Source organism: Candidatus Methylomirabilota bacterium (assembly GCA_036002485.1).
GTDB lineage: Bacteria > Methylomirabilota > Methylomirabilia > Rokubacteriales > CSP1-6 > AR37.
The window spans coordinates 1-22,792 of the sequence record DASYTI010000222.1; the positions used below are offsets into that span (position 1 = coordinate 1).

Below are 22,792 nucleotides of genomic sequence, written 5' to 3' on the forward strand. Positions count from 1 at the left end.
GTGATCCCGAGGGAGCAGACGTGGTCGTCGCGGGTCAGCGCGATCAGCCATCCGTACCGGCGCGCCATGTCGATGACCTGGCAGTTCATGGAGAGCTTGCCGAAGTCACGCGCCGGCCGTTTGGCCCGCTCGGGGATCGCCTCGCCCGGCTTGAGCATCCGGATCGAGACCGGGAAGGTCTGCGGGCGGATGTAGGTCTGCAGAGCCTGGTCGGCGGTCTTCGCGTCCACCATCGGTGTCTCCTCATCCAGTGCGGGCTCGGGCGCCAGGGGCCGGGGCGGCCGTTCGGGGGCGGGTCGAGGCCGGCGCGTGCTCGCCAAGCTGGCGGATTTTCACGTCGAAGCGTACCCGTGGCGCTCGGCGGTGTCAAGCGGTCGATCGGCTCGCCCGGCCGATGCCCTCCGGAGGCTTTCTCCGAGCGGCGGCTTGCCGCCGCCACGATCCTTGAGGTCTCGGAGGGGGTGTTCCGACACCCCCTCCGATGAACTCACTCTCCGGGCGTGTACCGAAAGCGCCACGTCAGCGTGAACGCGGCCCACCAGGATCGCCTCTCCGTCCGCGGGTCGGTGTGGCGGGCGAGTCCCTCGGGGGGGCCCACCTCGAGGGTGAGGCTCTGGGGGCCGGGGCCGATGAGCGCCACGTTCGCTCCGTAATGGAAGCCGTCGCGCGACACCATGGGCTCGAGCACCCCCTCCTGCCGGCGCCCGGTCGGCTCGTGCACCAGCACGAACGGGATCCTGAGATAGGGGACGTCGTCGTCGGGGTCGAGCCCGTACGGGTTGCCCCGGACCGCCTCCACCTCGACCTGGAGATGGATGACGTGGGGTCCTTCGACGGCGGGTCGCGGGGGATCGAGCGAAACCGCCCACGGGAGGTAGCCGACGCGGACCCGGATCCCCGCCTGGACCGCGGGCTCGCCGACCGGAACGAGGCCCTGGCCCCGGGCCGGGACGGCCGGTAGCGCGGCCAGCACGAGCCAGACACCGAGGGCGGCCCAGCGGCAGCTCACGGCTTCTCTCCCTTCGACACCCGGGCCTCCGCGGGGATTATAATAGCGGCCACTGGGCAACGCCACTCGCCCGGCTTCTCATCGGAAAGGACAGGTCGATGATGACGGCACCTAGCGCGAGCTACAGCATGACGATGCGTCTCGAGATCCGGAACCGGCCCGGCATGCTCGGCAGGGTCACCTCCGCCATCGGCCGCGCCGGCGGCGACATCGGGGCGGTCGACCTCGTCCAGGTGGACGCCAGGACCATCGTCCGCGACATCACCTTCAACGCGCGCGACGACCGGCACGGCCAGGCCGTGGTCGACGCCGTCCGTCGCGTGGCCGGCGTGCGCGTCGTCAACGTCTCCGATCGCACCTTCCTGATGCACCTCGGGGGCAAGATCGAGGTACGCGGCAAGGTGCCGGTCAAGACGCGGGACGACCTGTCGATGGCCTACACACCCGGCGTCGCCCGCGTATGCCTGGCCATCCACGACGACCCCCAGAAGGCCTATGCCCTCACCATCAAGCACAACACCGTGGCCGTCGTCACCGACGGCACCGCAGTGCTCGGGCTCGGCGACATCGGACCCAAGGGCGCCATGCCGGTCATGGAGGGCAAGGCGCTCCTGTTCAAGGAGTTCGCCGGGGTGGACGCCTTCCCGCTGTGCCTCGCCACCAAGGACGTCGACGAGATCGTGGCCATCGTGCGGGCAGTCTCGCCGGTCTTCGGCGGGATCAACCTCGAAGACATCGCGGCGCCCCGCTGCTTCGAGATCGAAGAGCGGCTCCGGAAGGAGCTCGACATCCCGGTATTCCACGACGACCAGCACGGGACGGCCGTCGTCGTGCTGGCCTCGCTCCTCAACGCCCTGAAGGTCGTCAAGAAGAAGATGAGTGACGTCCGCGTCGTGTTCTCCGGTGCCGGCGCCTCCGGCATCGCCACCGCCAAGCTCCTGATGGCGGTGGGCTGCCGCTATGTCATCGGCTGCGATCGCGCCGGCGCGCTCTACCGGGGCCGGCGGGAGAACATGAACACCGTCAAGGCCTGGTTCGCCGAGCACACCAACCCCAAGCGCCTGCAGGGCAGCTTGGCCGACGCCCTGCGAGGGGCCGATGTCTTCATCGGGCTCTCGGGTCCCGGCGTGGTGAGCCCCAAGGACATCCGCCGGATGGCCCGGGATCCCGTGGTGTTCGCCATGGCCAACCCGGTCCCCGAGATCATGCCGGAGGAAGTGCACGGCGCCGTCCGCGTGATGGCGACGGGCCGGTCGGATTATCCGAACCAGATCAACAACGTGCTCTGCTTCCCCGGCTTCTTCCGCGGGCTTCTGGACATCCGCGCGCGGCTCGTCAACGACGAGATGAAGCTGGCCGCCGCGCATGCCATCGCCTCCTGCGTGGGCAAGGGCGAGCTGGGGCCCGAGTACATCATCCCGAGCGTGTTCAACAAGCAGGTCGCTCCCGCCGTCGCCCGCGAGGTGGCGCGCGCCGCCCACAAGACCGGGGTGGCTCGCCGCCGTCCCCGCGCCGACGCGTTCGTCTGGTCGTAAGTCCCGTGCCGTCTGCCGACACCCCTTCCTGGTCCGTGATCATTCCTGCGTACAACGAAGCGCGGCGCCTCCCCGCGTATCTGGAAGAGGTGGTCACGTACTTCGAGGGGCTGGATCGAACGTACGAGGTGCTCGTGGTCGACGACGGCAGCCGCGATGGCACGGCCGCCCACGTGCTGGAGGCGCAGGTCGGGCACCCCGCGGTCACCCTGCACCGGCTCGCCGTCAACCACGGCAAGGGGTTCGCGGTTCGCGCCGGGATGCTCGCCGCCCGCGGAGAGCTGCGGCTGATGGCCGATGCCGATGGGGCCACGCCCATCGCCGAGCTCAAGCGCCTGGAGGTCGCCATCCACGCGGGGGCCGACGTGGCGGTGGGCTCGCGCGCGCTCAGGGATCCTTCCGTCACTCGCCAGGTTCGCTTGCACCGGAAGCTCTCCGGCGAGGTGTTCAACCTTCTCGTCCGGCGTCTGGGACTACCCGACGTGGCCGACACGCAGTGCGGCTTCAAGCTTTTCCGGGCGGAAGCGGCCGTGGTTCTCTTCGGAGAGCTCGAGACGATCGGCTTCGGCTTCGATGTCGAGCTCCTGCTGCTCGCGCGACGGCGCGGCTATCGCGTGACGGAGGTGGCGGTCAACTGGGCGGATCAGCCGGGCTCCAAGGTCACCATCTTTCGCGACGGGCCCCGCATGATCCGGCAGATCCTGGCCGCGCGCCGCCGGCTCGCCCGGCGGCCGAAGGTCTCGTCGTGATCGCCAAGCGCGCGGGCACCATCGCGCCCTTCCTGGCCGTGGAGGTCTTCCAGCGTGCCCAGGAACTGGAGCGGCAGGGCGCCGACATCATCCATCTCGAGTTCGGCGAGCCCGACTTCGAGACCCCGCCGGTGATCCGCGAGGCGGCCGAGAGGGCGCTCAAGGACGGCCGGACACGGTATGCGCACAGCCTGGGACTGGTGCCGCTCCGCGAGGCCATCGCGGAGCGATACCGCGCCCGCTACGGCGTGGCGGTCTCGCCCGACCAGATCCTCGTCACCGCCGGCACCTCGCCCGCCATGCTCCTTCTGTTCTCCACGCTCCTGGATCCCGGCGATCACGTGCTCCTCACGGACCCTCACTACGCCGTCTACCCGAACCTCATCCGCTATCCGGGCGGCGAGCCGGTCTTCGCGGCGACCTTCGAGGCCGAGGGCTTCCAGTGTCGGACCGACGAGCTCGCCGCGCTGGTGACGCCCCGGACCAAGGCCGCCCTCGTCAATTCGCCCGCCAATCCCACGGGAGCGGTGATGCCGGCCGAGCGCTTGAAGGCCGTGGGAGAGCTCGGGCCGTGGGCGATCTCGGACGAGATCTACCATGGGCTGACCTACGAGGGCGAGGAGCACACCATCCTCGAGTACACGGACCGTGCCTTCGTGCTGAACGGCTTTTCCAAGGCCTACGCCATGACGGGCTGGCGACTGGGATACCTCATCGCCCCGCGGGAATTCATGCGGCCGCTGCAGACGGCCCATGGGAATTTCTTCATCTCGACCAATGAGTTCGTCCAGTGGGCCGCCCTGGCCGCGCTCCGCGAGGCGGGCGAGGACGCGGAGCGCTTCCGGCTCATCTTCGACGAGCGCCGCCGCGCCATGGTGGCCGGTCTCCGGCGCATCGGCCTCGGCGTCGCGGTGCCTCCCACCGGCGCCTTCTACGTCCTCGCCAATGCCCAGCGCTTCGGAGCGGACTCGAAAGCATTGGCTTTCGACATCCTCGAGCACGCCCACGTCGGGGTGACGCCGGGTGTCGATTTCGGCAGTCGCGCCGAAGGATTTCTGCGCTTCTCCTACTCCAATTCCCTCGAGCGAATCGAGGAGGCCATCGAGCGGATCGGCCGGTATTTCGCGGAGCGCGAGAGATGACGGCGGACTGCTTCATGTGCACGCGGCTCTCCGACAACGGGCCGCTCTTGGTCGCCGACCTGCCCTCGAGCCGCGTCTACTTCAACGAGGACCAGTTCTTCCCCGGCTGGGTTTTCGTGGTCCTCAAGCGTCATGCCGTCGAGCTCTACGACCTCGATCCCGGCGAGCGCGCGGCTTTGATCGAGGACGTCACCCGGGTCGCGCGGGCCCTCTCGCGTGTCTATCGGCCGGTGAAGATGAACTACGAGCTCCTGGGCAACCTGGTGCCGCATATCCACTGGCACCTCGTGCCTCGCCTCGAGGGTGATCCCGAGCCCCAGGGGCCGGTGTGGCGCGTAGAGCACGAGCCGCGCGCCTTGCCGCTCGACGAGGCAAGCCAGCGCATCGCCGAGATCCGCGCGGCCCTCGACTGAGACTCCTCTCCCATGGCGGAATCGGCGCAGGTGAAGAAGACGCGGGCGGCGAAGATACTGACCCGGCTGGCCCGGGCCTATCCCACGGCGGGTATCGAGCTCCGCTTCGGCAATGCCCTCGAGCTGCTTGTCGCCACGATTCTCTCGGCCCAGTGCACCGATGAGCGGGTGAACGCCGTGACGAGCACGCTCTTCCCGCGCTACGGCAAGGCCGAGGACTGGGCGCGCGCTCAGCCGTCGACCCTCGAGAAGGAGATTCACTCCACGGGGTTCTTCAAGGCCAAGGCCCGCTCCCTCATGGGCATGGGCCGGGCCCTGGTCGAGCGTCACGGCGGAGAGGTCCCGCGCACGCTCGAAGAGCTCGTGGAGCTGCCGGGGGTGGGACGGAAGACGGCCAACGTCGTGCTCGGCAATGCCTTTGGCATTCCGGCCCTGGCCGTGGATACGCACGTGACGCGCGTCTCCCAGCGCCTCGGATTCACGCGCGCGGACGACGCGGAGAAGATCCATGACGAGCTCTGCGCTCTCTTGCCCCGAGCCAAGTGGATCCAGGCCACTCATCTTCTGATCATTCACGGCCGGCGCACGTGCCACGCGCGCAAACCGGACTGCCCACGATGCCCGGTCCTCGCGCTCTGCCCCTGGCCCGGTAAGACGCGGCCAGAGCGTCATTGACTCTCCCGGCAATCTCCTATAAAATTACCCGTTGCCAATTTGTGCATCAGTGAACGCCAAGTAGCTGACTTCTAAGCGGGAAGAGGACTCGGATCATGGCGACCGTGATGGCGAAGGAAGACGCGATCGAACGGAAATGGTTCGTGGTGGACGCCCGGGACAAGGTGCTGGGTCGGCTGGCCAGTCAGGTCGCGCACGTCCTGCGAGGGAAGCACAAGCCGACCTTCGCCCCGCATCTCGACATGGGTGATCACGTCGTCGTGATCAATGCCGAGAAGATCCACCTGACCGGGCGCAAGCTCACCGACAAGATCTATCGCTGGCACTCGGGGTATATCGGCGGCCTTCGCGAAGTCAGCGCCGAGCGCATGCTCAAGAGCCATCCTGAGCGTGTCGTGGAGTGGGCCATCCAGGGCATGCTGCCCAAGGGCCGCCTCGGGCGGGCCATGGCTCGCAAGCTCAAGGTCTACAAGGGCACCGATCACCCGCATGCCGCCCAGAAGCCGGAGCCGCTGACCGTGGGCGGCCGGAACAAAGCCTAGCTCAGGGTCTGAAGAAGGGATTCGAGAGGAGAGCGCATGGCCGCAGCAACGCAGTTCTACGGAACGGGACGGCGGAAGACCTCGGTGGCGCGCGTGTGGCTCCGGCCCGGACCGGGCCGCATCCTGGTCAACCGGCGTCCCTTCGAGGATTACTTCCCGCGGGAGACGCTGCGGATGATCATCGCGCAGCCGCTCCAGCTGACCAATACCGTCGGGCAATTCGACGCCACCATCAATGTGGGCGGCGGTGGGCCGACGGGGCAAGCGGGCGCTGTGCGCCATGGCATCGCGCGGGCCCTCCTCGAGTTCGACCTCAATCTGCGCCCGACGCTCAAGCGGGCCGGGCTCCTCACGCGCGATCCGCGCATGAGAGAGCGCAAGAAGTACGGGCAGCCGGGCGCCCGCTCGAAGTTCCAGTACTCGAAGCGGTAGGCGCCGTGCTGCGCGTGGCGGTTGCCGGGGCCAGCGGCTACATGGGGGCGGAGCTCCTCCGGCTGCTCTCTGTTCACCCCAAGCTCCAGCTCACCGCGGTGACCTCGGAGCGGCTCGCGGGCGAGCGGCTCGATCGCGTGTTCCCGCACCTGCGGGGGCTGTCGGGTCTCACCATGACCGAGCTGGATCCGTCGCGCCTGGCCGACGAGGCCGACCTGGTCTTTCTCGCCCTGCCTCACATGGAATCCCAGGGGGCCGTGCCGGTGCTGCGGGCTCGGGGGCGAAGGGTCGTCGACCTCTCTGCGGACTACCGGCTGCGCGATGCCACCCTCTACGGCACCTGGTACAAGGCCGACCACATCGATGCGCCGGGGCTTTCCGAGGCCGTGTACGGGATGCCCGAGCTTCACCGAAAGGCCATCGCGACCGCCTCGCTCGTGGCCAGTCCGGGCTGCTATGCGATGGGCGCGGTGCTCGCCACGGCGCCCCTCATCAAGAGCGGGCTTGGTCGCCGCGACGGCATCGTCATAGACGGCAAGTCGGGGGTGACGGGGGCGGGGGCGCAGGGGCGGAAGGTCGATCCCATGTACCTCTACACGGAGGCCAACGAGAACGTGCAGGCGTATGCCATCGGCACGCACCGCCACACGCCGGAGATCGAGCAGGAGCTCTCAGGGCTGGCGGGCCAGGCGGTGGTCGTGGGCTTCACGCCCCATCTCCTGCCCATGAACCGCGGGCTCTTCACCACGGCCTCGGTGCCCCTGACCAAGAGCGCGGGATCCGGCGACCTCCTCGCCCTCTACCGGGAGTTCTACGCGGGCGAGCCCTTCGTGCGCATCGTCCCCGAGGGCGAGCGCCCGACCACGCGCGCAGTGGTCGGCTCCAATTTCTGCGATGTCACCGTGGTATCCGACCCCCGCACCGGACGCGCCGTCTGCCTCTCGGCCCTCGACAACCTGGGCAAGGGCGGTTCGGCCAACGGTATCCAGAACCTCAACATCATGATGGGGTGGGACGAGCGGACCGGCCTCGAAGCGCCGCCCGTGTACCCCTAAGGTGCGCATGGCTGACTTGCAGTGGCTCGACGGGGGCATCACGGCTGTCCCCGGCATCCTCGCCTCGGGGATCGTGGCGGGGATCAAGCCCAGCGGCAAGAAGGATCTCGCGCTGATCTACTCCTCGGCTCCCGCCCGCGCGGCGGCCGTCTTCACCACGAACCAGGTCAAGGGCGCCCCCGTCCTCGTCTCCCAGGAGCACATTCGCGATGGTCGGGCTCAGGCCATCGTGGCCTCGAGCGGCTGCGCCAATGTGTGCACGGGCGAGCAGGGGATCAAGGACGCTCGCGAGATGACGAAGACGGTGGGCGAGCTGCTGAGGATCAAGCCGGGCCAGGTGCTGATCGCCGCCACGGGCGTGATCGGCCAGCCCCTTCCCATGGACAAGATCCGCGCCGCTCTGCCGAAACTCGTGAAGGGGCTGACTCCGCAGGGCGGCCGCAGCGCGGCCGAAGCGATCATGACCACCGACACGCGGCCGAAAGAGGCGGCCCTCCGGCTCGATGTCGGCGGGCGCCCCATCACCATCGGCGGCATCGCCAAGGGGGTGGCCATGCTCGAGCCACACCTGGCGACCATGTTCTGCTTCCTCGCCACCGATGCCATGGTGGCGGCTGATGCCCTGCCGCGCGTGCTGAAGCGGACCACCGACGTCTCCTTCAACCGGATCACCGTGGACGGCGACCAGTCCACAAGCGACACGGTGGCCGTGCTCGCGAATGGTCTCGCGGAGAACGCCCCCCTCGAGCGGGGCAGCCGCGGGCTGCGCGAGTTCGGGCGCGGGCTCGAGGCGGTGGCGGCACGCCTGGCTCGCATGCTGGTGGCCGACGGTGAAGGCGCCACCAAGGTGGTCGAGGTGGCGGTGAGCGGGGCACGGACGAGGCGCGAGGCCCTCCTGGCCGCTCGCGCGGTGGCGAACTCGCCGCTCGTCAAGACGGCCATCTATGGCGCCGATCCCAACTGGGGGCGTATCATGATGGCGCTCGGCAAGTCGGCGGCTCGGGTGGCCCCGGACAGAGTGTCCATCCGATTCGGCGGCGAGGTGCTCGTCGAAAAGGGAATGCTCAGGAGCGGGGCCCGCCTCGAGAAGATCCGGGCGCTGATGGCGGAGTCGGAGTACATGATCGGGATCGATCTCGGCCTCGGCCGCGGTCAGGACCGCGTGTGGACATCGGACCTGAGCGAGGAGTACGTGCGCCTGAACGGCAAATACACGACCTGAGTAACACGCAGTTAACTCGCACGATCGCGAGCTTCGGTGCCCGGGCCAGTCGGAGCTGAGTAAAGTCTCGGGAGAGCGCGGGGGCGAATCGAACCCCGCCGCTCGTGATCGGAGGCCAACCGAACGAGGAGAGTGAGATGGCGGCACTGACCATGAAGGAGCTGCTGGAGGCCGGCGTGCACTTCGGCCACCAGACCAAGCGCTGGAACCCCAAGATGCAGAAGTATATCTTCGGGGAGCGCAACGGCATCTACATCATCGACCTGCAGAAGACCCTCAAGAAGTTCCGCGAAGCCTATGCTTATGTGCGTGACCTCGCGGCGGGCGGGGGCACCGTGCTCTTCGTGGGCACCAAGAAGCAGGCCCAGGAGACCGTGCTCGAGGAGGCCGGCCGCTGCGGCATGTTCTACGTCAACCACCGCTGGCTGGGGGGGACGCTGACGAACTTCGCCACCATCCGCAAGTCCATCGCCAGGCTCAAGAAGCTCGATGAGATGAAGGAGACGGGCGAGTACGAGCGGCTGCCCAAGAAAGAGGTCATCGTGCTCGAGCGCGAGCGCGAGAAGCTCCAGCACACCCTGGTGGGGATCAAGAACATGGACCGGCTGCCCTCCGCCGTGTTCGTGATCGACCCCAAGAAGGAGACGATCGCGGTGGAGGAGGCGCAGCGGCTCGCCATTCCCATCATCGCCATCGTGGACACCAATTGCGATCCCACGGGGATCGACTATCCCGTCCCCGGCAATGACGACGCCATCCGCTCGGTGCGGCTCATCACCTCCCGGATCGCGGACGCCATCCTCGAGGGCGCGGGGACGCTGGCCAAAGAGGCGGCCGAGGCCGCGGAGATTCCCGCCTCCCCCGACCTGCCCGTGGTGACGGAGGCCGAGATGGCAGCCTCGGCCGAAGCGCCGGCCCAGGCCTGAGGAGCATCCCGGCTCATGGCCTTTACTGCCGAAGACGTCAAGAAGCTCCGGGACCTGACGGGGGCGGGCATGATGGACTGCAAGGCCGCCCTCCAAGCCTCCAAGGGCGAGCTCGAGGGCGCGGTGGACCATCTGCGCAGGAAGGGCCTGGCCGATGCCGCCAAGAAACAGCATCGCGAAGCCAAGGATGGCCTCATTCACGCCTACATCCATCAGACGGGCAAGATGGGTGTGCTGATCGAAGTCGACTGCGAGACGGACTTCGTGGCCCGCACCGCAGACTTCCAGCAGCTGGTCAAGGACCTGGCCGTGCAGGTCGCGGCCTTGCCCACCACCACGTACATCTCGCGGGAGCAGGTGCCGGGCGCGGTCGTGGAAAAAGAGCGGGAGATCTACCGGGAGCAGATGGCCGACCAGAAGAAGCCGCCCCAGGTCATCGACAAGATCATCGAGGGCAAGCTCGAGAAGTTCTACGCGGAGACCTGCCTGCTCGAGCAGCCCTTCGTCAGGGACGAGACGGGCAAGACCCGGATCAAGGACATGGTCGACGGAGCCACGGCCAAGATGGGCGAGCGCATCGTGGTCAAGCGCTTCGCGCGCTTCCAGGTCGGAGTGGACTAGACCCCCATGGTCGAGGCCGCCGCCCCCCCCTACCGACGCGTCCTCCTGAAGATCTCGGGCGAAGCGCTGGCGGGCCAGCAAGGCTATGGCATCGAGCCGGAGACGATCAGCCGCATCGCGGAGGAGATCCGCGAAGTGGTCGAGATGGGCGTGCAGCTGGCCATCGTGATCGGCGGTGGCAATATCTTTCGCGGCATCGCGGCGAGCGCGGGCGGCATGGATCGGGCCACCGGCGACTACATGGGCATGCTCGCCACCGTCATCAATGCCCTGGCCTTGCAGGACGCCATCGAGAAGGCCGGCGTGCCCGTGCGGGTGCTCTCGGCCATCGAGATGCGCGCGGTGGCCGAGCCGTATATCCGCCGCCGCGCCATGCGGCATCTCGAGAAGGGGCGGGTGGTGGTCTTCGCGGCGGGCACCGGCAACCCATTCTTCACCACGGACACCGCGGGCGCGTTGCGAGCGGTCGAGATCGGCGCGGAAGCCCTCCTGAAGGCCTCGCGCGTGGACGGCATCTACACGGCCGACCCCCTCAAAGACCCCAAGGCCGTCAAGCTGGCGCGGGTCGGCTACATCGAGGCCCTCAACCGGGGTCTCGAGGTGATGGACACCACGGCCATCTCGCTGTGCATGGACAACAAGCTTCCCATCGTGGTGTTCGACCTCACGACACGCGGCAATATCCGGCGCATCGTGTCCGGCGAGGCCGTCGGCTCGATCGTGACCAACGACGCCGGGCCGCTCAAGGGGTAGAGCCATGCAACAGGTCGTGAAAGATCTCGAGACGCGAATGCAGGCCGCCGTGGACCTCTTGAGCCGCGAGTTCGCCGGGGTGAGGACGGGGCGCGCGAGCACGGCGCTCCTCGACAATATCCGGGTCGAGGCCTACGGCAACCTGACGCCGATCAACCAGATGGCCTCGCTGTCCGTGCCGGACTCCAAGACCCTGGTGATCCAGGCCTGGGACGCTTCTCAGCTGAGCCATATCGAGAAGGCCATTCTGAAATCCGATCTCGGCATCACGCCGTCGGGCGACGGCAAGGTCCTGCGCCTGATCATGCCCACGTTGACCGAGGAGAGACGGAAGCAACTCGCCAAGACCATAGGCAAGTACGCTGAGGACGCCCGCGTGGCCATTCGGAATGTCCGCCGGGAGGCCAACGACAAGCTCAAGGGGATGGCCAAGGACAAGAAGGTCTCGCAGGACGACGAGCGGCGGGGCCACGACGCCATACAGAAGGCCACCGACAAGTTCATCGCCAAGGTCGAAGAGCTCGCCAAGAAGAAAGAGCAGGAGATCCTGGCGATTTGATCATTTGGTAACGGGGGCCTCGACATGGCCCCCGTACTCCCCCACATAGCTGAGTTCCCGCGAGGGGCCAGACGTGGCCGCGCGCTTCCGTTGGCTGATTTCCCGCGGCCGTTCTTCTGTCTTTTGCTTTTCTCGAGGCGGTTTTGCGTGGAATTCGCCTGCGCCGTCACGTAAACTGTGTGAAGCATGCCTCTCAAGTCGGGCGTGACGGCGTCACAACTCTCCACGCTCGGAGAGCAGGAGCTCCGCGACCGCGTCTTGTCCCGCCCATTGCCCCGCCACGTGGCCATCATCATGGACGGGAATGGTCGCTGGGCCACCTCACGAGGTCTGCCGCGGGTGGCTGGCCACAGCGAGGGCGTCAAGTCCGTGCGCAGTATCGTCCGAGCGGCGGGCGAAGTCGGTATCGAGTACCTGACGCTGTACGCCTTCTCCTCCGAGAACTGGAACCGGCCGAGTCACGAGGTGTCCACGCTCATGAGCCTTCTCGAGCGGTCGATCGACCGCGAGCTGCCGGAGCTCATGGCCCGTGGCGTCCGCTTTCGGGTCATCGGGCGTCCGAATGGAGTGCCGGCCGACGTGCAACGGCGCATCGACCACGTGGTGGATGCGACGGCCGGCAATACCGGCCTCAACCTGCTCATGGCCTTCAACTACGGCGCCCGGGACGAGATCGTGGATGCCTGTCGCCGACTGGCCCTCGATGTCGCCGAAGGCCGGCTCGGACCCGACCAGATCGACGAGGTGCGGCTGAGCCGGGCCCTCTACACCGACGGTGTCCCCGACCCGGATCTCCTGATCCGCACCAGCGGCGAGATGCGCCTGTCGAACTTCCTGCTCTGGCAGATCGCCTACACGGAGCTGTGGGTGACCCCGACACGCTGGCCGGACTTCGCGCCCCGCGACCTGTACCTGGCCGTGGCGGATTTCCAGCAGCGCGATCGCCGCTTCGGGCGAATTTGATGCCCGGGGCGCACGGCATGCCGCTGCCCACGCCGCTGGAGAGGTCCACGTCCTCCCGGTGGAGCGAGCTGGCCAAGCGCACCCTGTCCACCATCGTCCTCTTGCCCCTCTTCATCTGGATCGTCGTGGGCGGCGTCCCCTTCGCGTTCGATCTCATGGTCGTCGCGGTGGGCATGCTGGCCAGCTGGGAGTTTTCCCGGATGTTCCAGCGGGCCGGCGTGCCCGTATTCCGCGACGCGGGCGTCGTGCTGGGCGCCCTCCTGACCGCGAGCTTCATCGCCCCGGAGCGGCTTGCCGTGGTGGCGGCGGCCGCGGTGATGATGGTGCTCGCGCTCAGCCTCACCCGGCCCGAGCCCGGGCCTGCCCGCTGGCAGGCCGTGGCCGTCACCCTTCTGGGTCTGGCCTGGATCAATGCCCTCCTCGGCCACACGATATTGCTGCGCGCCTTGCCGGAGGGGGTCCACTGGGTGCTCCTGCTGGTGTGGGTGACCTGGGTAGGAGAGACGGCGGCCTATACGGTGGGATCTCTCGTCGGCCGGCACAAGCTGGCGCCGCGCATCAGCCCGGGCAAGACCGTTGAGGGCGCCCTCGCCCAGTTCCTCCTCTCACCCCTGGCCGCGCTTGCCGCACAGGGCTGGCTCTTCCCGGGGCTTGGCACGAGGGACGCGGTGCTCGTGGGCCTCCTGCTGGGCGTGGTCGGTCAGATCGGCGACCTCGCCGAGTCCGCGCTCAAGCGGAGCCTCGGCACCAAGGACACCGGTCAGCTCATCCCTGGTCATGGCGGGATGCTCGACAGGGTGGACGGCCTCCTCTTCAACGCGCCCGCCCTGTTCTATTATGTGACGCACGGGAGGATCTGGAGCGCATGAAGCGGGTAACCGTGCTGGGAGCGACGGGCTCGGTGGGGCGGCGCGCCTTGGAGCTGTGCGCCCACTTCCCCGACCTCTTTCGCATCGAAGGCCTGGCCGCGCGCGGTTCGAACCCGGAGCTGGTGGCGGAGCTCTGCCGCGTCCACCGGCCCAGGGTTCTCGCCCTCATCGATGAGCGCGCGATCGACATCGTATCGGGCGCGCTGCCGCATCCGCGACCCGAGATCCTGGCCGGCCCGCGCGGGCTCGAGACTCTCGCGCGCGAGGTGGACGCCGACGTGGTGCTCTCCGCCATCGTGGGCGGAGCGGGTCTCCTGCCCACCATGGCCGCCGTGGAGTCCGGCAAGGCCGTGGCCATCGCCAACAAGGAGCCGCTCGTCATGGCGGGCAGCCTCATGACGGCCGCCGCGCGCCGGAGCAAGGTGCCGCTCCTCCCCGTGGACTCCGAGCACAGCGCCATCTTCCAGTGCCTGGAGGGACACAAGCGCTCGCAGGTGCACCGGATCCTCCTCACGGCATCCGGGGGGCCCTTCCGCCAGACGCCTCCGGAGCGCCTGGCCTCCGTCACGGTCGCGGACGCGCTCAATCATCCCACGTGGAAGATGGGCGCCAAGATCACCGTCGACTCCGCCACCCTGATGAACAAAGGGCTCGAGATCATCGAGGCCCGCTGGCTCTTCGACATGCCGGCCGAGCAGGTCCAGGTCGTGGTGCATCCGCAGTCCATCATCCACTCCATGGTCGAGTACGTGGATGGCTCGGTCATCGCCCAGCTCGGGGTGGCCGACATGGGGATCCCCATCCTGTACGCCCTGAACCATCCCGACCGACTGCCGTGGCCCGACGAGCGGCTCGACTTGACGAAGGTCGGGGCCCTGACCTTCGAGGCGCCCGATATCGCGCGCTTCCCGTGCCTCCGGCTGGCTCGCGAGGCTCTCTCGGCCGGCGGCTGCGCGCCCGCCATCCTGAACGCCGCCAACGAAGTGGCGGTGGCGGCCTTCCTCGAGGGCCATGTGGGTTTCCTCCAGATCGCCGATCTCATCGCCCGGGCGCTCGACCGCGTGCCTCCGCGTCCTCTCGACAGCATCGGGACGTGCGTGGAGGTGGATGCCGAGACGCGCCGGCTCGTGGAAAGCTGGCTGCCCGCCGCCGCGGCAGCCGGGTCGCCCGGGAGGGCTGTCCGTTGACCACCATCATCGCCTTCGTCGTCGTCATCGGAATTCTCATCCTCATCCATGAATGGGGTCACTTCGTGGTCGCGCGTCTGTCGGGGGTCGGCGTCGAGCGCTTCTCGATCGGCTTCGGCCCCGTCCTCTGGCGCATCAAAGGCAAGGAGACCGAGTACTGCCTCTCCGCCATCCCCATGGGCGGCTACGTCAAGATGATGGGCGACGACGAGAACCCGCTCGAGGGCGGCAAGACCGACGCGGTGGACCCGAAGAAGTCGTTCAACCTCAAGCCCGTCTGGGTCCGCTTCCTCATCGTCTTCGCCGGTCCCGGCATGAACTTCGTGCTCGCCGTGCTCCTGACCGCCCTCGCCTTCATGGTGTGGGGCCGTCCGGTGGTGCCCGCCCTGGTCGGCCGCGTGGCCGAAGGCAGCGCGGCAGCCCAGGCGGGGGTCAAGCCGGGCGACAAGATCGTCGCCGTGGATGGCCGTCCCGTCCAGTACTGGGACGAGGTGCTGGCCCAGGTTCAGGCCAGCAAGGGCCGGAGCCTGCGCCTGGACGTCACCGACGGTGCCCGCACACGCCAGGTCACGGTTACCCCACAGCGAGTGGCCGGTCGCGACATCTTCGGCGATGAGCAGGACTACTGGGACCTCGGGGCCCGCCAGGCGGTATCGGATCAGGCGACCATCGGCGATGTCATTCCGGGAGGCGCGGCGGCCAAGGCCGGGCTCAAGCCAGGCGACATGATCGTGTCGCTGGAGACACAGCCCATCTCATCATGGGACGACTTGGCCGACGGTATCAGCAAGCGGGCGGGCCAGCCGACCGTGCTCGGCGTCAAGCGCGGAGATCAGGTGCTCACGGTAACGGTCACGCCCGCGCCGACCGGGCCCGACGGCAAGGGGCGCATCGGCATCAGCCATTCCATGGCCCCCGCCGCCGGCGCGGTGTTCGTTCGCTCCAATCCGCTCGCCGCCATCCGGGACGGCGCGCTCAAAACCTGGGAGTGGACGCAGCTCACGGTCAAGGGCATGTACAAGCTGATCACGGTGCAGCTGGCCCCCTCGAACATCGGCGGGCCCATCCAGATCGCCGCGGCGGCCGGAGAGCAGGCGCGCCAGGGGCTGCCGTATCTCACGCTCTTCACGGCCCTGATCAGCGTCAACCTTGCCGTGCTCAACCTCTTGCCCGTGCCGATGCTGGACGGCGGACATCTCCTCTTCTTCGCCTGCGAGGCGGTGCTCGGTCGGCCCATCTCCGTCCGCAAGCGCGAAATCGCCCAGCAGGTCGGCTTCGTGCTCCTGATGATGCTGATGGTGTATGCGGTCTACAACGATCTGTCGCGCCTCGACGTCTTCCACCGGTTCTTCCGCTGACCCGGACGACCATGGGCCAATACCGCTGCCATGTGTTCGTGTGCACCTCCGGGGAGACCTGTCCGCAGCAGGGTGACGTCGAGAAGTACGTCAAGACGCTCCGCGCCGGCGCGGCCGCGGCGGGAAAGCAGGCCGACGTCCGCATCAACAAGGCGGGGTGCTTCTCGCAGTGCGGCCACGGCCCCATGATCGTCGTCTACCCCGAGAATGTCTGGTACGCGGGCGTGCAGGACTCCGATCTCCAGGAGATCCTCGAGTCGCACATCCTGGGCGGCCGTCCCGTCAAGCGCTTGCTCTACGATCCGGGCGTGCCCGGAGCCAACAAAGTTCCGGGCGCCGCGTAGGCCATGCGCTGGACCCGCTCGCTCATCCCGACGCTCAGGGAGGACCCTGCGGACGCCGAGGCCATCAGCCACAAGCTCATGGTCCGCGCGGGGCTCGTCCGCCAGTTGGCCGCCGGCATCTACGTCTACCTGCCCGTGGGCCTGCGCGTCATCGAGAAGGTCAATGCCATCATCCGCGAAGAGATGAACCGCATCGGCGGCCAGGAGCTGACCATGCCGGTGCTGCAGCCCGCGGAGATCTGGCAGCAGTCGGGTCGTTGGGACGCCATCGGCGGCGAGATGTTCCGGCTCAAGGATCGCAACCAGCGCGACATGTGCCTTGGGATGACGCATGAGGAAGTGGTAGCCTGGCTGGCCGCGCGGGAGATCCGCTCCTACCGGGACTTACCGCAGATCTGGTACCAGATCCAGACCAAGGAGCGAGACGAGGCGCGGCCGCGATCTGGCGTGCTCCGCACCCGGGAGTTCCTCATGAAGGACTCTTACACGCTCGACCCCGACCAGGCCGCCCTCGACGTCTCGTACAACGCGCACAAGCAGGCCTACGGTAAGATCTTCGACCGCTGCGGCATCCGCTACGTCGTGGTCGACTCCGATCCCGGCATGATGGGCGGGTCAGGATCGCACGAGTTCATGGCGCCGAGCGCGGCCGGAGAGGACGAGGTCGCCCTCTGCGCCGGCTGCGACTACGCGGCCAATGTCGAGCTGGCCCGCGGCGTGCCGCGATCCGCCTCCCTGCCTGAGGAGGCGGGCCCGCGCGACGTCGCCACTCCCGAGGCCCGGACCATCGCCGAGGTGGCGGCCCAGCTCAAGATCGACCCCGCCTGCACCATCAAGAGCCTGCTCTACATGGCGGGCGACACGCCCGTTCTCGCCCTCGTGCGCGGAGACCACAATCTCCACGAGCGCAAGCTCGCGCGGGCCCTGGGCGCCGAGCCGCGCCCGGCGCGCCCGGAAGAGGTGCGACAGCACCTGGGCGTCTCCGTAGGCTCGGTCGGTCCCGTCGGCCTCAAGGGCGGGGGCGTGCGTGTCCTCGCCGACGAGTCACTCAAGACCGGGCGATATGTCGTGGGGGCCAACCGTGACGGGTTCCATCTCGTCGGGGTGAGAGCCGGCAAGGACTTCGGCTGCGACTGGGCCGATCTCCAGGTGGCCCTGCCCGGCGAGGGCTGTCCCCGATGTGGCAAGCCCCTGCAGGTCGAGCGGGTCATCGAGGTGGGCAATATCTTCAAGCTCGGGACCAAGTACTCGATGGGCCTCAATGCCATGTACCTGGACGAGGCGGGGCAGCAAAAGCCCATCGTCATGGGCTCCTATGGCATAGGTCCCGCACGCATCGCCGCGGCTGCCGTCGAGCAGCGTCACGATGCGGACGGAATCATCTGGCCCTGGGCCATCGCGCCCTTCCACGTCCATCTCATCCCGGTCGCCGTGAAGGACGCCTCGCAGATGGCGGCGGCCGAGGATATCGAGCGGACCCTGGTCGAGGCGGGCTTCGACGTCCTCATGGACGATCGTGACGAGCGGGCGGGGGTCAAGTTCAAGGACGCGGACCTCCTGGGCATCCCGATCCGCGTGACGGTGGGCAATGCGTTCGTCAAGGAAGGGGTCGTGGAGGTCCGAGACCGCGCGACACGAGTGGACCAGAGGGTGGCCAAGGCACAGGTGGTCGAGGCGGCCCGGGTCGTAGAGGCCGTGCAGGCCATGGGGTGAGGCCCCGTCCTTGCGGGTGACCGCTACATGTGCTAAAGTTTTGACAAAAGTGGGCGCCGCCCACTTTTTTGTTCTGTATAGATGCGGCGAGAGCTGAAGAGGTCGTTCGAGCCGAGGCATGGCCCGCTCTTCGAGATGAGCGGCAGAGCCGCGAGGCGAGGGCTGGGTCGATCCCGCAGGCGACGAGCATGAGGAGGCGAGGGCTGAAGAGTGGCGGCTATGGGCCTGTTGGCCGGTGACGGGGAGGCGCTCTTGGCCAAGGTCGAAGCTGTCCTGTCTCCGGTCCTGGAGGCGCATGGGCTCGAGCTGGTGGACACGCAGTGGCGCCGCGAGGGGCGGCGCTGGGCGCTGCGCTTCTTCGTGGACAAGCGGGGCGGGGCGGGCATCGCCGATTGTCAGCGCTTCAGTCACGAAGCGGGCGATGTGCTGGACGTGTCGGGTCTTTTGACAGAGTCGTATGACCTCGAAGTGTCCTCACCCGGGCTCGACCGTGAGCTCCGGAAGGACAGGGAGTTTGTCTGGGCGGTCGGGAAGGACGTGCGGTGCTGGGTGCGCGAGCCGGTGACGGGTCGGCTCGAATTCGCGGGGCGTCTCGAGGCGGCGTCGACGGAGCGGCTAGTCATCCAGGCTCCCGACGGCGGACGCGACGAGGTGCCGCGGGCGCTCCTGACCAAGGCGCGCCTGGACCCGCCATTCAGACGGAAGTGAGCGGACGCAGCCATGATGAACAAAGAGCTCATCTACGTGATCGGCCAGATGGCGACGGAGAAGGGGATAGACAAAGAAGTCCTCTTCGAGGCGCTGGAGTCTGCCCTCCTGTCGGCCTCCAAGAAGACCATGGGGGTGGCCGACAATGCGCGCATGGAGCTGGATCGGCACACGGGGGCTCTCAGGGTCTTCGCGCGCAAGAAGGTCGTGGAGAGCGTCACCGACGCCAAGCTCGAGATCGCGCTCAGCGAGGCGCGCAAGCTGAACGCCGAGGCGGAGCTCGAGGACGAGATCGAGATCGAGCTGCCCCCGCAGGAGTTCGGCCGCATCGCCGCCCAGACGGCCAAGCAGGTCATCCTGCAGCGGGTCCGCGACGCCGAGCGTGATGCCGTCTACTCCGACTTCATCGACAAGCAAGGCAAGATCATCCGCGGCACCGTCCACCGCATCGAGAAGCGCAACGTGATCGTGGACCTGGGCAAGGCGGAGGCCGTCATCACCGAGCGCGAGCAGATTCCCGGCGAGCGCTACAACCCCAATGACCGGGTGCGCGCCTATGTGCAGGAGGTCAAGAAGACGGCCAAAGGGCCGCAGATCCTCCTCTCGCGCGCGGACGCCGGCTTTCTCGTGCGGCTCTTCGAGGCCGAGATTCCCGAGATCGCCGAGGGCATCGTGCAGGTCAAGGCGGCGGCCCGGGAGCCGGGAGAGCGCGCCAAGGTGGCGGTGGTCTCCACCAAGCGCGACGTCGATCCCATCGGCGCCTGCGTGGGGCTCCGGGGCACGCGCATCCAGGTCATCAGCCGCGAGCTTCGCAGCGAGAAGATCGATATCGTGGAGTGGGCGGCCGACCCCGCCACCTTCGTGGCGCGGGCCCTCTCGCCGGCCAAGGTGTCCTCGGTCACCCTCGGCTCTCCCGACGAGGGCGGCGAGGCCCGCACGGTGCTCGTGATCGTGCCGGACAACCAGCTCTCGCTCGCCATCGGCAAGAAGGGCCAGAACGCCAGGCTCGCCGCCAAGCTGACCGGGCTTCACGTCGACATCAAGAGCGAGGGAGAGGTGGAGGAAGAGCGCCGGCTCCTCGAGGAGGAGCGGGCCTGGGGACAGGCGGCCCTCGCCGAATTCCCGGGTCTCGGCCCTCAGATGATCGAGCGTCTGGCCGAGCACGGGCTCTTCTCGCCGGTGCGCATCGCGCGCGCGGGGCTCGAGGCCCTCGAGGCGATACCCGGGCTCGGCGAGAAGAAAGCCGCCGCCGTCCTCGCCGCGGCCGAGGAGTGGATAGCCCAGCATCCCCCCGTCGAGCCAGCGTCCGAAGCGGCGCTGGAAAGCACGGAGGATACCCGGGCCGTCGAGGGAGAGACTCAGCCCGAGGGCGAGGTTCCGCCCGAGAGCATGGCGCGGACGTCCGCCGAGTGACGGCCGGGCCCACGCGCACCTGTATCGGATGCCGGCGCGCGCGACCCAAGCGAGATCTCGTGCGGCTGGTCCGGGGTAGGGACGGGCGAGTGACGGTGGATGAAAGGGGAGAGGCACCGGGCCGAGGGGCGTACGTGTGTCGCGACGCCCAGTGTGTGGAAAAGGCGCTGCGGGCTGGGCAGCTGGCGCACGCGTTCAAGCGGCCCAGTGAGCCCCCCACGACGGGCGCGCCGGGCATCTTGGGTACGTCTGGGTCGAGGCGGGCGCTGAAGCAAGAGTCTCTCGAGGAGCACGAGGCTCTCAACCACAAGGTGAGGAGGTAAAGGGGCTGTGGCGGCACGAGTGAAGGTTATCGACCTCGCGAAGGAGCTGGGAGTCACCAGCAAGGACCTGATCGTCGCCCTCGAGGCCATGGGCCAGAAGGGCATGCGGGCCATGACTCCGCTGCAGACGGCGACGGCCAATGAGCTGCGGGTGAAGCTCGGCCGCGGCCGAGATCTGCCCGGAGAAGCCAAGCCCAAGCGGCTGCCCAAGCCCAAGCCCGCCACCGCCGAACCCAAGAAGCCCGCCGCGGCCAGAAAGAAGAGCGCTGGCGGAGAGCCAGCCACGAAGCCCGTGAAGAAGAGGGCCACCACCATCGAGTCCGAGGAGCCCTTGGCGCCGTCGCCGGCCGAAGAGTTCAAGCCAGCGGCGACTCTGTTCCGCCACACCGCCGCCGCGGGGCCGATCGAGGGTGCGCCAGTGGTGACGCCGCCCGCTCCCGCTCCTGTTCCCGCGCCGCCGGTGGGGCCCGCGCCGGCCGTCCCCACGCCGGCAGGTCCATCAATAGTGAAGAAGGAGCCGCCGGCTCCGACGCCGCTCCGGCCTACCGTGCCGTCGCCACCCGCCGCGCCGCGCCCCATCGTGCCCGCGGCATCGCCCCCGGGCATCGCCCCGCCAGCGCCACGGCGCGTCGCCCCGGTTGCTCCAACGCGCCCCGTGCCGCCCGCGCCTCCCGCGAGGCCCGTCGTGCCCGCGGCGCCCGTCAAGCCCGCCGCCGCCGCCGTGACTCCTCCTCCCAAGGTCGAGGTCCCGCCGGTGCCGCGTCCGGCGCCCGAACCGCCCGAGCCGCCGGTCGAGATTAAGCGCGAGCTCATCAAGGTGCCCGAGTCGGTGACCGTGGGTGAGCTCGCCGCGGCCATGCGCCGGAAATCGGGCGAGGTGATTAAGGCGCTGCTCGAGCTGGGTGTCATGGCCACCGTGAACGAGGTGCTCGACCCGACCGCGGCCAAGCTCGCCGCCGACAAGTTCCATTTCGACGTGGAGGTTCGCTCACTCGAGGGCGACATCCTCGAAGAGGAGGACGTCGACCCCAGCCAGCTCAGTCTCCGGCCGCCCGTGGTCACGGTGATGGGTCACGTCGACCACGGCAAGACCTCGCTCCTCGACATGATCCGGACCACCAAGGTGGCGGAGCGCGAGGCGGGAGGCATCACCCAGCACATCGGGGCCTACCAGGTCGACACGTCCCACGGCAAGGTCACCTTCCTCGACACCCCGGGCCACGAGGCGTTCACCGCCATGCGGGCCCGCGGCGCCCAGGCCACCGACATCGTCATCCTCGTGGTCGCCGCCGACGACGGCGTCATGCCTCAGACGGTGGAGGCGGTCAACCACGCCAAGGCGGCCAACGTGCCGATCCTGGTGGCCGTGAACAAGATCGACAAGCCTGGCGCGGAGCCCGATCGCGTGAAGCGTGAGCTCTCCAATCTGGGCCTGGTGCCGGAGGACTGGGGTGGACAGACCATCTTCGTGCCCACCTCGGCCAAGCGGGGTGACGGGATACCGCAATTGCTCGAGATGACGGCGCTTCAGGCCGAGGTGCTCGAGCTACGCGCGAATCCGAACCGGGCCGCCCGCGGCATCATCGTGGAAGGCCGGCTCGACCGCGGCCGGGGTCCGGTCGCCACGGCGCTGATCCAGTCCGGCACGCTCAAGGAAGGGGATGCCGTGGTCGTCGGGTCCTACTCGGGCCGCGTCCGCGCGATGTTCAGCGACCGCGGCAAGAAGGTATCCACGGCCGGTCCTTCCGATCCCGTCGAGGTCTTGGGGCTGTCGGGTGTCCCGCAGGCGGGCGACACCCTCCTCGTCGTCGCCGACGAACGGAAGGCGCGGCAGATCGCCACCGTGCGTGCCGACCGGGATCGGCTCAAGGGCAAGGGCGCCACCCGCGTCACCCTGGAGGATCTGCACAAGCAGATCGCGGCGGGCGAGGTCAAGGAACTGCGCCTCGTCCTCAAGGCGGACGTGCAGGGCTCGGTCGAAGCGCTCACGGAGTCGCTGGAGCGGCTGTCGACCGACGAGGTTCGTCTCAAAGTGATCCACGGCTCGGTGGGCGCGGTGAATGAGTCCGACGTCATGCTCGCCTCGGCCTCCAACGCCATCGTGCTCGGATTCAACGTGAAGGCCGAGCCCAAGGCCACCACCCAGGCCCAGTCCGACGGCGTCGACCTGCGCAACTACAGCGTGATCTACGACGTGCTGAACGACGTCAAGGCGGCGCTCTCCGGCATGCTGGCGCCCGAGATTCGTGAGACGGTCCACGGCCGGGCCCAGGTCAAGCAG

General features: G+C 68.3%; 24 protein-coding genes. 22 read left to right on the forward strand and 2 right to left on the reverse strand.

Annotated elements, in window-relative coordinates; translation table 11 throughout:
* The coding region (locus VGT00_19865) for a DUF169 domain-containing protein (protein ID HEV8533688.1) at nt 1-233 on the reverse strand (233 nt) is incomplete at its 3' end.
* A gap of 254 nt (nt 234-487) precedes the next feature.
* The gene (locus VGT00_19870) at nt 488-1,009 is read right to left on the reverse strand and encodes an iron transporter (GenBank protein HEV8533689.1); all 522 of its coding nucleotides are present in this window, start codon (nt 1,007-1,009) and stop codon (nt 488-490) included.
* Between the two features lie 128 nt (nt 1,010-1,137).
* Between VGT00_19870 and VGT00_19875 the strand changes: the two genes are divergently transcribed.
* From VGT00_19875 to infB, 22 genes are all read left to right on the forward strand, one after another.
* Entirely contained in the window at nt 1,138-2,544 is a 1,407-nt protein-coding gene (locus VGT00_19875; GenBank protein HEV8533690.1) for an NAD-dependent malic enzyme, read from the forward strand.
* A gap of 35 nt (nt 2,545-2,579) precedes the next feature.
* A complete protein-coding gene (locus tag VGT00_19880) occupies nt 2,580-3,293 on the forward strand; it encodes a dolichyl-phosphate beta-glucosyltransferase (GenBank protein ID HEV8533691.1) in 714 nt (237 codons plus the stop codon).
* Nucleotides 3,290-4,435, forward strand: a complete 1,146-nt coding sequence (locus tag VGT00_19885) for a pyridoxal phosphate-dependent aminotransferase (protein HEV8533692.1) — start codon at nt 3,290-3,292, stop codon at nt 4,433-4,435. Before VGT00_19880 ends, VGT00_19885 begins: the two co-directional genes overlap by 4 nt.
* On the forward strand, nt 4,432-4,848 hold the full coding sequence (locus VGT00_19890) for an HIT family protein (GenBank protein HEV8533693.1): 417 nt from the start codon (nt 4,432-4,434) through the stop codon (nt 4,846-4,848). The genes VGT00_19885 and VGT00_19890 overlap by 4 nt, the downstream gene beginning before the upstream one ends.
* 12 nt (nt 4,849-4,860) lie before the next feature.
* Nucleotides 4,861-5,523, forward strand: a complete 663-nt coding sequence (gene nth / locus VGT00_19895) for an endonuclease III (protein HEV8533694.1) — start codon at nt 4,861-4,863, stop codon at nt 5,521-5,523.
* Between the two features lie 95 nt (nt 5,524-5,618).
* Nucleotides 5,619-6,065: a 50S ribosomal protein L13 gene (gene rplM / locus VGT00_19900; protein HEV8533695.1), complete on the forward strand. Its 447-nt coding sequence runs from the start codon at nt 5,619-5,621 to the stop codon at nt 6,063-6,065.
* 36 nt (nt 6,066-6,101) lie between these two features.
* The gene (gene rpsI / locus VGT00_19905; GenBank protein HEV8533696.1) at nt 6,102-6,497 is read left to right on the forward strand and encodes a 30S ribosomal protein S9; all 396 of its coding nucleotides are present in this window, start codon (nt 6,102-6,104) and stop codon (nt 6,495-6,497) included.
* A 5-nt stretch (nt 6,498-6,502) separates the two neighbouring features.
* Nucleotides 6,503-7,552, forward strand: coding sequence for an N-acetyl-gamma-glutamyl-phosphate reductase (gene argC, locus VGT00_19910; protein ID HEV8533697.1), 1,050 nt, complete (start codon nt 6,503-6,505; stop codon nt 7,550-7,552).
* 7 nt (nt 7,553-7,559) lie between these two features.
* Complete coding sequence (gene argJ / locus VGT00_19915) at nt 7,560-8,774, forward strand: bifunctional glutamate N-acetyltransferase/amino-acid acetyltransferase ArgJ (GenBank protein ID HEV8533698.1); 1,215 nt, start codon at nt 7,560-7,562, stop codon at nt 8,772-8,774.
* 137 nt (nt 8,775-8,911) lie between these two features.
* Nucleotides 8,912-9,700, forward strand: a complete 789-nt coding sequence (gene rpsB / locus VGT00_19920) for a 30S ribosomal protein S2 (protein ID HEV8533699.1) — start codon at nt 8,912-8,914, stop codon at nt 9,698-9,700.
* Nucleotides 9,701-9,715: 15 nt separating this feature from the next.
* On the forward strand, nt 9,716-10,321 hold the full coding sequence (tsf, locus tag VGT00_19925; protein ID HEV8533700.1) for a translation elongation factor Ts: 606 nt from the start codon (nt 9,716-9,718) through the stop codon (nt 10,319-10,321).
* Nucleotides 10,322-10,327: 6 nt separating this feature from the next.
* The gene (pyrH, locus tag VGT00_19930) at nt 10,328-11,074 is read left to right on the forward strand and encodes a UMP kinase (protein HEV8533701.1); all 747 of its coding nucleotides are present in this window, start codon (nt 10,328-10,330) and stop codon (nt 11,072-11,074) included.
* Between the two features lie 4 nt (nt 11,075-11,078).
* A complete protein-coding gene (frr, locus tag VGT00_19935) occupies nt 11,079-11,633 on the forward strand; it encodes a ribosome recycling factor (protein ID HEV8533702.1) in 555 nt (184 codons plus the stop codon).
* A 186-nt stretch (nt 11,634-11,819) separates the two neighbouring features.
* A complete protein-coding gene (locus VGT00_19940) occupies nt 11,820-12,596 on the forward strand; it encodes an isoprenyl transferase (protein ID HEV8533703.1) in 777 nt (258 codons plus the stop codon).
* A complete protein-coding gene (locus VGT00_19945) occupies nt 12,596-13,465 on the forward strand; it encodes a phosphatidate cytidylyltransferase (protein HEV8533704.1) in 870 nt (289 codons plus the stop codon). The genes VGT00_19940 and VGT00_19945 overlap by 1 nt, the downstream gene beginning before the upstream one ends.
* The gene (locus VGT00_19950; GenBank protein HEV8533705.1) at nt 13,462-14,652 is read left to right on the forward strand and encodes a 1-deoxy-D-xylulose-5-phosphate reductoisomerase; all 1,191 of its coding nucleotides are present in this window, start codon (nt 13,462-13,464) and stop codon (nt 14,650-14,652) included. The genes VGT00_19945 and VGT00_19950 overlap by 4 nt, the downstream gene beginning before the upstream one ends.
* Nucleotides 14,649-16,010, forward strand: coding sequence for an RIP metalloprotease RseP (rseP, locus tag VGT00_19955; protein ID HEV8533706.1), 1,362 nt, complete (start codon nt 14,649-14,651; stop codon nt 16,008-16,010). The genes VGT00_19950 and rseP overlap by 4 nt, the downstream gene beginning before the upstream one ends.
* A gap of 11 nt (nt 16,011-16,021) precedes the next feature.
* A complete protein-coding gene (locus VGT00_19960; GenBank protein HEV8533707.1) occupies nt 16,022-16,354 on the forward strand; it encodes a (2Fe-2S) ferredoxin domain-containing protein in 333 nt (110 codons plus the stop codon).
* A 3-nt stretch (nt 16,355-16,357) separates the two neighbouring features.
* The gene (locus VGT00_19965; GenBank protein ID HEV8533708.1) at nt 16,358-18,067 is read left to right on the forward strand and encodes a proline--tRNA ligase; all 1,710 of its coding nucleotides are present in this window, start codon (nt 16,358-16,360) and stop codon (nt 18,065-18,067) included.
* Nucleotides 18,068-18,286: 219 nt separating this feature from the next.
* Nucleotides 18,287-18,775 (forward strand): ribosome maturation factor RimP, encoded by a 489-nt coding sequence (gene rimP, locus VGT00_19970; protein HEV8533709.1) that lies wholly within the window; start codon nt 18,287-18,289, stop codon nt 18,773-18,775.
* A gap of 12 nt (nt 18,776-18,787) precedes the next feature.
* The gene (nusA, locus tag VGT00_19975) at nt 18,788-20,188 is read left to right on the forward strand and encodes a transcription termination factor NusA (GenBank protein ID HEV8533710.1); all 1,401 of its coding nucleotides are present in this window, start codon (nt 18,788-18,790) and stop codon (nt 20,186-20,188) included.
* A 330-nt stretch (nt 20,189-20,518) separates the two neighbouring features.
* On the forward strand, nt 20,519-22,792 hold a 2,274-nt coding region (gene infB / locus VGT00_19980), incomplete at its 3' end, for a translation initiation factor IF-2 (protein HEV8533711.1).

Excerpts from the sequence above, each read along its gene's own strand:
- VGT00_19875 (HEV8533690.1), top strand. The coding sequence starts at position 1,138 with ATGACGATGCGTCTCGAGATCCGGAACCGGCCCGGCATGCTCGGCAGG.
- VGT00_19890 (HEV8533693.1), top strand. The coding sequence starts at position 4,432 with ATGACGGCGGACTGCTTCATGTGCACGCGGCTCTCCGACAACGGGCCG.
- nth (HEV8533694.1), top strand. The coding sequence starts at position 4,861 with ATGGCGGAATCGGCGCAGGTGAAGAAGACGCGGGCGGCGAAGATACTG.
- rplM (HEV8533695.1), top strand. The coding sequence starts at position 5,619 with ATGGCGACCGTGATGGCGAAGGAAGACGCGATCGAACGGAAATGGTTC.
- rpsI (HEV8533696.1), top strand. The coding sequence starts at position 6,102 with ATGGCCGCAGCAACGCAGTTCTACGGAACGGGACGGCGGAAGACCTCG.
- argJ (HEV8533698.1), top strand. The coding sequence starts at position 7,560 with ATGGCTGACTTGCAGTGGCTCGACGGGGGCATCACGGCTGTCCCCGGC.
- rpsB (HEV8533699.1), top strand. The coding sequence starts at position 8,912 with ATGGCGGCACTGACCATGAAGGAGCTGCTGGAGGCCGGCGTGCACTTC.
- tsf (HEV8533700.1), top strand. The coding sequence starts at position 9,716 with ATGGCCTTTACTGCCGAAGACGTCAAGAAGCTCCGGGACCTGACGGGG.
- pyrH (HEV8533701.1), top strand. The coding sequence starts at position 10,328 with ATGGTCGAGGCCGCCGCCCCCCCCTACCGACGCGTCCTCCTGAAGATC.
- frr (HEV8533702.1), top strand. The coding sequence starts at position 11,079 with ATGCAACAGGTCGTGAAAGATCTCGAGACGCGAATGCAGGCCGCCGTG.
- VGT00_19940 (HEV8533703.1), top strand. The coding sequence starts at position 11,820 with ATGCCTCTCAAGTCGGGCGTGACGGCGTCACAACTCTCCACGCTCGGA.
- VGT00_19945 (HEV8533704.1), top strand. The coding sequence starts at position 12,596 with ATGCCCGGGGCGCACGGCATGCCGCTGCCCACGCCGCTGGAGAGGTCC.
- VGT00_19950 (HEV8533705.1), top strand. The coding sequence starts at position 13,462 with ATGAAGCGGGTAACCGTGCTGGGAGCGACGGGCTCGGTGGGGCGGCGC.
- VGT00_19960 (HEV8533707.1), top strand. The coding sequence starts at position 16,022 with ATGGGCCAATACCGCTGCCATGTGTTCGTGTGCACCTCCGGGGAGACC.
- VGT00_19965 (HEV8533708.1), top strand. The coding sequence starts at position 16,358 with ATGCGCTGGACCCGCTCGCTCATCCCGACGCTCAGGGAGGACCCTGCG.
- rimP (HEV8533709.1), top strand. The coding sequence starts at position 18,287 with ATGGGCCTGTTGGCCGGTGACGGGGAGGCGCTCTTGGCCAAGGTCGAA.
- nusA (HEV8533710.1), top strand. The coding sequence starts at position 18,788 with ATGATGAACAAAGAGCTCATCTACGTGATCGGCCAGATGGCGACGGAG.